The sequence below is a fragment of the Pseudoalteromonas denitrificans DSM 6059 genome, assembly GCF_900112265.1.
GTDB classification, from domain to species: Bacteria; Pseudomonadota; Gammaproteobacteria; order Enterobacterales; family Alteromonadaceae; genus Pseudoalteromonas; species Pseudoalteromonas denitrificans.
This window is the reverse complement of sequence record NZ_FOLO01000066.1, coordinates 1-10,139: the sequence shown is the minus strand read 5'-3', so window position 1 is coordinate 10,139 and position 10,139 is coordinate 1. Positions and strand designations below refer to the sequence as shown.

12 protein-coding genes and 1 pseudogene are annotated in these 10,139 nt (G+C 34.0%); 11 read left to right on the top strand and 2 right to left on the bottom strand.

Annotated features, from left to right (window positions below; genetic code table 11):
- The first annotated feature begins 64 nt into the window (after positions 1–64).
- The 7 genes and pseudogenes from BM088_RS23705 (at position 65) to BM088_RS23690 (ending at position 3,236) form a co-directional block, all read left to right on the top strand.
- Complete coding sequence (locus BM088_RS23705) at positions 65–307, top strand: RHS repeat domain-containing protein (RefSeq protein ID WP_218156554.1); 243 nt, start codon at positions 65–67, stop codon at positions 305–307.
- Positions 308–375: 68 nt separating this feature from the next.
- Positions 376–1,341, top strand: coding sequence for a polymorphic toxin-type HINT domain-containing protein (locus BM088_RS23700; protein WP_218156553.1), 966 nt, complete (start codon positions 376–378; stop codon positions 1,339–1,341).
- 10 nt (positions 1,342–1,351) lie between these two features.
- Positions 1,352–1,807 (top strand): hypothetical protein, encoded by a 456-nt coding sequence (locus BM088_RS23695; protein WP_091990755.1) that lies wholly within the window; start codon positions 1,352–1,354, stop codon positions 1,805–1,807.
- 485 nt (positions 1,808–2,292) lie between these two features.
- On the top strand, positions 2,293–2,433 hold the full coding sequence (locus BM088_RS28210; protein WP_483878433.1) for an RHS repeat-associated core domain-containing protein: 141 nt from the start codon (positions 2,293–2,295) through the stop codon (positions 2,431–2,433).
- 99 nt (positions 2,434–2,532) lie between these two features.
- Positions 2,533–2,658 (top strand): RHS repeat-associated core domain-containing protein, encoded by a 126-nt coding sequence (locus BM088_RS28205; protein ID WP_483878432.1) that lies wholly within the window; start codon positions 2,533–2,535, stop codon positions 2,656–2,658.
- A 2-nt stretch (positions 2,659–2,660) separates the two neighbouring features.
- Positions 2,661–2,756, top strand: a pseudogene (locus BM088_RS28160) (RHS repeat-associated core domain-containing protein); the annotation flags it as partial.
- A gap of 36 nt (positions 2,757–2,792) precedes the next feature.
- Positions 2,793–3,236 carry a hypothetical protein gene (locus BM088_RS23690; protein WP_245763907.1) on the top strand — a complete coding sequence of 148 codons (444 nt, stop codon included), beginning with the start codon at positions 2,793–2,795 and terminating at the stop codon, positions 3,234–3,236.
- Between the two features lie 378 nt (positions 3,237–3,614).
- Here the strand turns inward: BM088_RS23690 and BM088_RS23680 are convergent, their stop codons facing one another.
- On the bottom strand, positions 3,615–4,523 hold the full coding sequence (locus BM088_RS23680) for a response regulator (RefSeq protein ID WP_091990750.1): 909 nt from the start codon (positions 4,521–4,523) through the stop codon (positions 3,615–3,617).
- A 156-nt stretch (positions 4,524–4,679) separates the two neighbouring features.
- Here BM088_RS23680 and BM088_RS23675 point away from each other — a divergent pair, with 156 nt between their 5' ends.
- Both BM088_RS23675 and BM088_RS23670 read left to right on the top strand, forming a co-directional pair.
- Positions 4,680–5,507 carry a hypothetical protein gene (locus BM088_RS23675; protein ID WP_091990747.1) on the top strand — a complete coding sequence of 276 codons (828 nt, stop codon included), beginning with the start codon at positions 4,680–4,682 and terminating at the stop codon, positions 5,505–5,507.
- Between the two features lie 77 nt (positions 5,508–5,584).
- On the top strand, positions 5,585–6,265 hold the full coding sequence (locus BM088_RS23670) for an SDR family oxidoreductase (protein WP_091990745.1): 681 nt from the start codon (positions 5,585–5,587) through the stop codon (positions 6,263–6,265).
- Positions 6,266–6,440: 175 nt separating this feature from the next.
- On the opposite strand, the gene BM088_RS23665 is transcribed toward BM088_RS23670, so the two are convergent.
- Positions 6,441–6,842: a hypothetical protein gene (locus BM088_RS23665; protein ID WP_091990742.1), complete on the bottom strand. Its 402-nt coding sequence runs from the start codon at positions 6,840–6,842 to the stop codon at positions 6,441–6,443.
- A 604-nt stretch (positions 6,843–7,446) separates the two neighbouring features.
- On the opposite strand from BM088_RS23665, the gene BM088_RS23660 reads away from it, so the two are divergent.
- On the top strand, positions 7,447–9,570 hold the full coding sequence (locus tag BM088_RS23660) for a PKD domain-containing protein (protein ID WP_091990739.1): 2,124 nt from the start codon (positions 7,447–7,449) through the stop codon (positions 9,568–9,570).
- A gap of 292 nt (positions 9,571–9,862) precedes the next feature.
- A partial coding sequence (tnpA, locus tag BM088_RS23655; RefSeq protein ID WP_091990049.1) for an IS66 family insertion sequence element accessory protein TnpA occupies positions 9,863–10,139 on the top strand: 277 nt, incomplete at its 3' end.

The following is a 10,139-nucleotide window of genomic DNA, read 5'->3' as shown; positions in this document are numbered from 1 at the left end:
GCGCAGTTCGTTTATGTGACTGCTCTTACCTTAAAGAAAGATATCCCTGACTACATGATCAAAAATGGTAAAACCTACCAGTTTGGTTTTTTATCAACTTAAGGATCACGTAGGTTCGCCAATCATGCTGGTAGATGCCAGTACGGGCGAGATAGCCCAGCAACTGCGTTACGACGAATTTGGTAATATTCTGAGTGATTCTAACCCCGGCTTCCAGCCATTTGGTTTTGCTGGCGGTATCTATGAACAGGCCACAGGACTCACCCGTTTTGGTGCCCGCGATTACGATGCGCTTTCTTTAAGGTAGGAAGTGGACGATGGGCCAGTAAAGACCCTATTCGTTTTGCCGGTGGGGATTCTAATCTTTATGGTTATGTGCTGGGCGACCCGATAAACTTAATCGATCCGACCGGAAACTTTGCAAGTTTTATTTTAGGTTTCATTACCGATGCTGGTATAGAAATACTGATTCAGGTGATCATTGATGGCAAATCTTTTGGATGTATTGATTACGGCGCAGTGGCAATTAATGCCGCAATGGGATCCGCTTCTGGTGGTTTGAGTGCGCTGAATAAACTGAAAAGGCTTAGAAAGGCAGGAGGCTGTAGTTTTACACCAGATACGTTAGTGCCTACCAAAGAGGGAGATAAAGCCATAGGTGACATTGAAATTGGTGATTTAGTATTATCTAAAGCCGATGACGATGAAACTGCTGAAACTTCTTGGCGTGCAGTTACTAACACTTTTAAAGACTGGCATAAAGAGACCCTTACTTTTACAGTTGAAGATGAAACAGGCATATCAGAAAGCATTACTACCACAGCAGAGCATCCGTTTTATGTGGTAGATTCAGGCTGGGTAGCTGCGGGTGAAATACCAGCCGGCGCTGTTATTTCCGGATCAGATCCTGATAGTTACATAAAAATTACCAACATTATCGTCAATCATCAAGCACAGTGGGCGTATAACTTAACGGTAGACACAGATCACACATATTTTGTTGGTGAAACAAATATGTGGGTGCATAATGTTTGTGAAGTGTCGTTTGGTTTAGCTACCCCTAGTGGAATAAAGCTATCAGGTCATGCATTTGAAAGTTTAAAAAGACATGGATTTAAGAACCTTAATCAGGTTGAAGGTATTCTAAAAAATGCAACTCAAAAAATTACTCAAAAAGATGGCGCTACCGTTTTTATTCAAAAAATAGGTAAGGGGGGTAAAGCCAGATACAATCTTATAGTTCAAGGAGAAGCTGGGATTGTAACTGGCATGCGTAATTTTACTAAAAAAGAATTGACAAATATGGGACGAAATCAAGGCTGGGAAAGTTCCATTTTTTAAAGGAGAAAAAATGAAAGTAATTAACCTTCGCTTAGAAATAGGTTGTATTAGTTTTATATTAAGAAAATTTCATGATGATACTTACTTTTGGGATTTTGATATTGAATGTTTAATGGAGAAAAAATTTGAATGTTTTAATCCTAAACATTATTTTTGTAGTTTGAATAAAACAGATTTAATCAATTTAGTTGAATATTTTCAAACTCATTATCTAGGACTAATAGATAATCAATTAACAGAGTCACAAATATTTATGCCATTAGAAGGCGACTTTCAAATAAAATGCATGGAAGGCGAAATTGATAATATTGATGATGGATATTTTTCTATTAGCTTGATGTTTAATAATGGGAAACCATATGAAGATGCTTCTAACTGTTATTTTGGATTTGAATCAGTCGTTGATATCCAAAATATTATATTATTTTGCCAAGATATTAAAACTTTATTGAAACTAAGTTCTTAAATTTAATTCGTATTATGCAGATAAATTAGGTGATGCTGTGGTTATTCGGAGAATGGACGGTACGTATGTAACTAACTTAGATTTTTCTAAGGGTGGATCTATTGTTAAACATTAGAATAACGCGACTAATTAAGAAATAAAACAGATAAGACAGTCACTTTTACCTAATTGATATTTAAAACTATCCACTTAAATGCCTCGTAATTTACGGGGCATTTTTATGTCTTAATTTCAGACTATCTGCGATAGTTTGAGAAGTTTTTTTGACATTAATTGGGTGATATAGCCTTATCTAAAGTTGAAGATGAAAACGGTATAGCAGAAAGGAAAGATAAGGAAGGAAAGATAAGACAGTAAGGAAAGATAAAGAAAGATAAGACAGTCACTTTTATCTAACTTTTATCTAATTGATTTAAAATGAAAGAAACTCCATTAACTTAAATTCCTCGTGATCTACGGGGCTTTTTTTAGTTAAATATAAGGCAATGGCCTTATTGGTAGATGCTAACCCCGGCTTCCAACCATTTGGTTTTGCTGGCGGTATCTATGAACAGGCCACAGGACTCACCCGTTTTGGTGCCCGCGATTACGATGCACTTTCTTTAAGGTGGAAAAATGAAAGATAAGACAGTCACTTTTATCTAATTGATTTAAAATGAAAGAAACTCCATTAACTTAAATATCAGGTAACACTACAGAGCATTTTTTTAGTTAAATATAAGGCAATGGCCTTATTGGTAGATGCTAACCCCGGCTTCCAACCATTTGGTTTTGCTGGCGGTATCTATGAACAGGCCACAGGACTCACCCGTTTTGGTGCCCGCGATTACGATGCGCTTTCTTTAAGGTAGGAAGTGGACGCTGGGCCAGTAAAGATCCAATCCGTTTTGCCGGTGGTGATTCTAATCTTTATGGATATGTACTGGGTGACCCGGTTAACTTTATAGATCCTAATGGATTAGAAGTCTATGGAATAAGCTTTGGGGTGGGTGCAGGTAATTTAGGTTTTGCTACAGGGTTTAGTTTAACACTAGCTTTTGACACTAAATTAAATGGTACATATATTTATACACCTGAGTTAGGATTTGGTTCAGAGGGGGCAAGTGGGTTTGTAAGAGGGGTTTTTGGATTCGATGCAAATAATACAGTTTCGGATTTACATGGTGAGGGACAATCTTTTTCTGTAGGAATTGGAAAATTATCATTTTCTGCAGCCAACCCAGGGAGACTTAATAATTTTGGAAATATAAGCCCCATAGTTGAAATAGGCAAAAACTTTGGTGGAAGTGGTTTCTCTCTAACAGATGGAAATGGTATGACACCTGAAAAGTTTGCTGTGTTTATAAATAAATTAAATAAAGATGTTAAAACAAATTCATCTTTCATCCTTGATTATTTACAAGAAAATTATGGTTCTAAGTGTAAGTAATAGGAGAACATAATGGTTTATCTTTTTCAAGTTTTGTTTTTTTGGGGTTCATTATTGCTTTATTTGGAGTGTGGATTGAGCGAATTATTGTTATGGGCGCTATTTCTGAAGAAAATTTAAGAGCTACTCCTTTAGCATATACACATAAAAAACGTTTAGAAAATCTAGCTTTTTATAAAAAAATACTAATTTGCAGAGGTGATTCATTACACTGGTATTGGATAATGTATTGTATATATGAATGCTCAGATAAATACATGTATCTAATGATACTGATTGGAATTTTATCAATTGTATTTTAGCCATCTAAATGAACAAAACTGGACTATGAAACCTTTGCAATTCCTAAACTTTCAATAATGATGAGTCTTAAAAATATTAAGAGCTGAGCACAGTAATAAAACTTGGTGTGAAACCGTCAACTTCACACTGAATATCAGTACGTTGTGAGGGCGGCTTTTTGAAAAGGATCTCAAGTTTAGGAAAACTTTTTGCCGTAAAACTCACACTTTTTAAACGTAAGTTTTTACGGGTTTTTTTATCTAAAAAAGCAAAAGCACAGTCAGACATCACTTGTTCACAGCTGTCGATCATGCTTTTAGTCATTACTTTTTCTTTGATCATTTTCATTATTTTAGCTTTTGGCATTTTACTTTTTGTTCCACCTAAGACACAGGCGGCATAAATATCTAAAATGGCCAAGGCACGTATTTTTTGTGTTTCGACATCTTCAAATAAAGCTAATACAGTGGGAATTTTATCTTCTATAGAAAAGTGTTGTATTGGCGCTTCTTTTAAACTGATTGTATCACTTAAAAAACGGTGTAAAACTTTTTCTAATTGACTTAATTTGGGTAATACAAGGTCACTACTGGCACTTGATGTATCCGTTTCTGTATTTAATAGCCTTTCACTTTCTGTTGCACCTTGCACTAAGGGTAAGATGGCTTTGTGTAACTGCGCATCTTCAAAAGGTTTACTGAGTACAAAGCAGGCACCACAATCTACGGCTTGAGCAATTAGTTTTTCATCATTCACTGTGGTAACAAATGCGGTTTGTATTGGAAGCTCTCGAGTTGTGATTTCTTGTAATAACTCTAAGCCTGAAACCTCAGGCATATGCCAGTCTGATAATACTATCTCAGGTTGCCAGCTATCTATAATTTCTAATGCTTCTAATGCGCCAGAAGCTTGTCTGATATCTAAGGTTCTATAACCAAATTTTTCTAAACCTCTCCTTACAATAGCTTGCATGGCAAGGCTATCGTCTACGATCAATATCTTCATAGACCTCTTCTTTATTTAACCTAATCGTTTTTACTGGGTAAATCTCAGTATAGGCACTATTTTTAATTACAGCTATACTAAAATATCTGTTTTTATTCATATTTTTATATAGATACGAGCTATTAAAAATAGGCTAGACCCCTTTGGGAGGTGTTTATGTTACCAGAAAGAGTAATGGAACTTTTGGCAATTGATGTTGGTTTAGTTGTTATTACAAGTTGGTTTTTAATTTTATTTTTTATGTTTCGTGAATTTCGAATTGTTTCTCGTTCGGTAAATAATTTAACTTCCCACCTCAATAAAGATGAATATTTACCGATATATCAAGAGTCGGTGGATGATGCTTTGGCATCTGTTAATAAACATACCGAAACTTTAAATGAATTAACTTCAGTACATGAAATTATCGAGAGTCAGTTAGAGATATTACACCAAAGCCAAACGAATCCCCAAGACGATGGCAAAATTACGCAATTAGAAGCACAGCTTGATAAATCTCATGCACTTATAAAAAAACTAAAAGGTGAACTGGCCTCAAGTAAAAAAAGATTAGAGCATACAAAAGTGAAACTTTATAGCCAAAATGATGCCGTAGATTTATTACAAAAAGAGAAAGAACAATTTTTACTTGATGCACAAAAACAACAAGCTGATTTTGAGCATAATCAAGAGTTACAAGCTCAAGCTGAAAAATATAAATCACAGCAAAAGCAACTTGTTGCAGCAGCTGGTGATTATAAAAGTAAATTAGTGAAACAGAGTAAAGAGCTTGATTATGTGAAGAAAAAAAACCAATTACTTACAATTAGTAATTCAGGCACTAAAACGGATAGTTTAAATAAAAAAATAAATGCACTTGAAAAACAATTAAAAGATTCTAATGAAAAAGCAGGGCATATTATTAAAGAAAAAGACTTTCTTGAAACTAAATTTTTAGATTCTTTAAAACAAATTGATGAACTGAAAGGCAATGATAAAAATTAATTAAACAATTGTATTTTTTTAAATAGGACCAATATCTTAAAAATAATAATTAAAATTTTGAAATGGAGCTGTATAAAATGAAGCAGGTGAAAACAGTTGTGATCACAGGTGCAAATCGTGGTATTGGTCTGGCTATGGTAGGTATTTATGCTAATCAAGGTAGCAAAGTCATTGCCTTGTGCCGTAAATCGTCAGCTAAATTAAATGCTTTAGCAAATGCTAATGTTGAAGTTGTTGAAGGCATTGATGTTGCAACATCAGAGGGCATAACCAAAATGGTAAGTGCAATTGGTGAACAAAAAATCAGTGTGTTAATTAATAATGCTGGTATTTTAAGAGATGAGAGTCTTAATAATTTAAATATTGATACAATAAATGAGCAATTTCAAGTTAATGCAGTCGCACCTCTTAAAGTATGCCAATCTTTATTAAAAAACTTAACTCAAGGCAGTAAAATTGCGTTGATCACATCTCGTATGGGTTCAATTTCAGATAATGGCTCAGGTGGCAGGTATGGATACAGAATGTCAAAAGCAGCATTGAATGCCGCTGGTATGTCTTTAGCGAAAGATTTAGAGCCTGAACACATTGCTGTTGGTATTTATCATCCTGGTTATGTACAAACAGATATGGTTAATCATGGTGGTGATATCAGTGCCGATGTGGCTGCAAAACGAATCACACAATTAATTGATGAACTCACTTTAAAAGCATCAGGTGTCTTTAGGCATTCTAATGGTGAGGTTTTACCTTGGTAATTTTTATCAACCATGAACAAACATTTATTATATAAGACGCTGTTATAATAAATTATGGTGTTAATAAATTGCAAGTATGAATGAAGCTTTTACTAAGCTCTTTATAGATAAAGGCTATAAAGAGCAAAAAAATAGCGCATTCATCTTTTTTATAACAATTCGTTCGAAGTATTGCTTATGCTGAAATCTGGGGGTAGCGAAATTGCTCTGTAGAGGCAATTATTTTAATTGATTCCATTTGTATTATTTTGGTTAATTTGATTCTTTGTTCAAGTTCCATTTGCTTAAATTTAATAATCGTATTGTTACTTGCATCTTTTTTAATACATTCGCCTTGTAATTTTAATTTAGGTTGGCCTTCACAAAAAAGTTCAATGTTTATTAATTCATGATTTAAAACATCGATAGGGCTATATACTTGCATTCCACCAAAATTAATCTCAAAATCTACAGCAAAATCGGGCGCCTTACCCCGAGAGTAAATAATCGCTTCTAGCGAATCTACAATATAAAGACGTTCTCCATCTCTTTGTTCTGGTACATTTAATTCTGTTGTGAAATTTGAATTGCACTGCATTAAAATAATTTCCTTATAGTATGAATTGCAAATGAATGCGTTATTTTAACCTGAATTAGGTATAAAAACATGCTTTAAACTAGGTTATATACAGTTTATTTGATTATTAAGTCTATTTTTCAGAAATGCCCCTAAATCGGTAAGAAATGAGCAGATAAGCTGATAGATTTTAGAGTTTAAACTCTAAGTTGATGATAAGTTAGGTTAATATCTTTTTTATTTGGATTTACAGTTTTTCAAAATAAAGTAAAAGCATAAATTGATTCACCGCAATCATTATTTTTGAATCTCCAATCAATTTTTTAATAAATCAAGTGAGTAAAATAACAAAGCTAACTAAATATACACCTTAGTGATTTTTATATAATATCAAAATATATTTATTACGACTTTAATCGTATATTTAAATTGATATTTTTCTATAATTTAGATATTTTATCGAGCCATGATTAAGGATAACAATGACTTAATCTAAAATTTGTATTCGCATCTTATAGAATCAGCTTTATTGATGTTGCGTTTTTATGAATGAAAATATGGAAATGTAGTTTTAACCTAAGGTGATTAATTAAAATCACATAATTTAAAGTAACAAGGAAGCATAATGACAAGGTGTTTTAAAGATCTAGGCAGTATACTTTTAATTTTAGTTTTATTTGGCTGTGGCGGCGGAAGTAAAAGCACAGCTCCAGTTGAAACCAAAGTTAATCAAGCCCCAATCGCACAAATAGACTTAGATAAGTCAACTTTCATACTAGCAAGTTCAGTTAATATCAGTGGTGAGAAAAGTAAGGATCCGGAAGGTGATGACCTATCCTATCACTGGCAAATTAAGAATGAAGCGGGGGATGATTACCCATTAGATAATTCAAATGCAAATGCATTTACTTTCACACCAGAGCATTTTGGTTCATATACGATTATGCTTAAAGTGAGTGATGCAAAGAAGACCAGTCCAACAGTAAGTTCAATTATTACAGTTGAACCTAATGCACAAAGCTATCCAGTTGCAAAAACCAGTGACAATATGATTAATAAAGTTGGTAATACTAACTGGTTTAATGCAGATAAAAGTTTAGCCTCTAGTGGTCAGCAATTAACTTATAAATGGGAAATTAAATCAAAACCAACTCAGAGTCTCAGTGAAATTGGTGATTCAACAGCTGTTCGTGCATATTTAATTGCGGATAAAGCTGGGCGTTATCAAATATCTCTGACAGTAACTAACATTGAAAACCAACTTTCAAATACAAGTACATTAATTTTAGATATAGATGATATCGTGACTAACAGTTCACCTGTTGCGATTATTGAATCATCACAACTTGATTTTGCTGTAAATGATCTTGTTAAACTATCAGCAAGCGAAAGTTATGATAGTGATAATGATTTATTAGATTATAAATGGAGTATTGAAAAACAACCCCTAACGAGTACCAGCTTTTTATCTTCAAGCACTTCTGAATTTGTTGATCTTACTCTTGATGTCGAAGGTGAATATCATGTGAAGTTAGTTGTATCAGATAAACATTTATCAAATGAAAATATCATTATTATAACGGCAAGCAACCAAAATATTATTCCTGTAGCAAATGCAGGGGCAGATAGAACTGCAATTATAAATGAAATCATTGAATTAAATGCAAGTGCAAGTTCAGACTCTGAGGGGCAGACACTAGAATACGAGTGGAGTTTAATTAGTAAACCAGCAACAAGTGGTTATAGCACACTATCAGAGCCTAAATTAATTACGCAGTCTAAATTTATTTTTGAACCTGATGTGATTGGTGAATATCTTTTAAGTTTACGCGTATTTGATGGGGTTGATTATTCTAATTCTGATCAAGTGCATATACTGGTGAGTGAAAACCAACGCCCTGTGGCTAAATTAGGGCAAGATATTACGGTGAGTAATTCAGATACTTTGTTGATAGATGCTGGTGATAGTTATGATCCTGAAGGCCAGCCATTAACTTACTCGTGGGAAGTGACCAGTGCACCAGATGGTTTTGATGGTGCGATACTCACAGCAAATGAATATGTTTCCTTTGCTTCGTTTAAGCCAAGTCTTTCTGGTTCTTATACAATACAACTCACTGTAAATGATGGTATTCAAAATTCTATTCCTGAAACTATGGTGATTTTTATGGTACCAATTGAATGGCGCGAATTAACAGTTACAGGGCTGCTTATCGATAAAGGAGGCATTCCTTTAAGTGAAATCGAAATTGGTGGTATGTCGCAAAAAAGAGTTCTCAGTAATGATGACGGAAAATTTGAGTTACTCCTTAGAAGTCAAACAAGCTCACCAAGCGAAATCCCCTTACTTTTTAAAAGTACGAAAGTTAAAGCAGGATTTTTAGTTTTACCTGAAACTGAAGATGAACAACTTGACTTAGGTACCGTGACATTACCTGTAATGCAATCCAAAAATATCTCTGTTAAAGCATGTAATGAATATACTGGTGAAAATGACATTATGATTAATTTTCACCTAAGTAATTCAGGTTATAAAGACATGAGGTTTATTTGGCCTGAAAGGTCTTATTTTACTGTAAACTCAGGAGAAAAAGAAGTTTTTCTACCTGCTGAGGGTGAAATAATGATGCGCCTTTCAGCTCAATCTAAAGGGTCTATTTATCTTGATAATGGAGCGTCTTATTTCACACATAACTATCAAGCAGATGATACTCAACCAGACTCACTTGTAATAACAATCTGTAATTAATGCGAGTGTCATTAATATAAAGAACTTAAAGCATATCAATTTTTTAGTTGGTATGCTTTTTATAAATCTAAGATCACACTTTATCTGTTTTCTAAAACCTTTCTTTTTTGTATTGAAATATTATTATTTCATGATCTACAGACACCCTAACTGATACCTTAGTGACGATATACGATTTATAGATAAATGCATAGAATCACTTAAACCTAAAGTGAAGGTCGGCGTACCCGCACCTACAATAAACCTAAACTAATCGTTAGCCTATAACCCAATTTAAACTTGGGAGAGCATTATGGCCAGGCGAACACTCGAAGATTGGCAAACCATTATTGAAGCGCAGTTGGCCAGTGGCCTGACAATTGTTAAATACTGCGAACAAAATAAAATAAATCCAAAAACCTTTAGTTCACGTAAAGCGACATTAAAACAAAGAGATGCGCAGCCCGGCACCTCTGAACAAAATGGTTTTGTTCAAGTTCAAAGTGATATGAAAACCTCTGCCACAATTATGTTCAAAACACCGCATGGCACGTTGCAGCTATCATCAAACATTTCCCCAGAATGGGTTG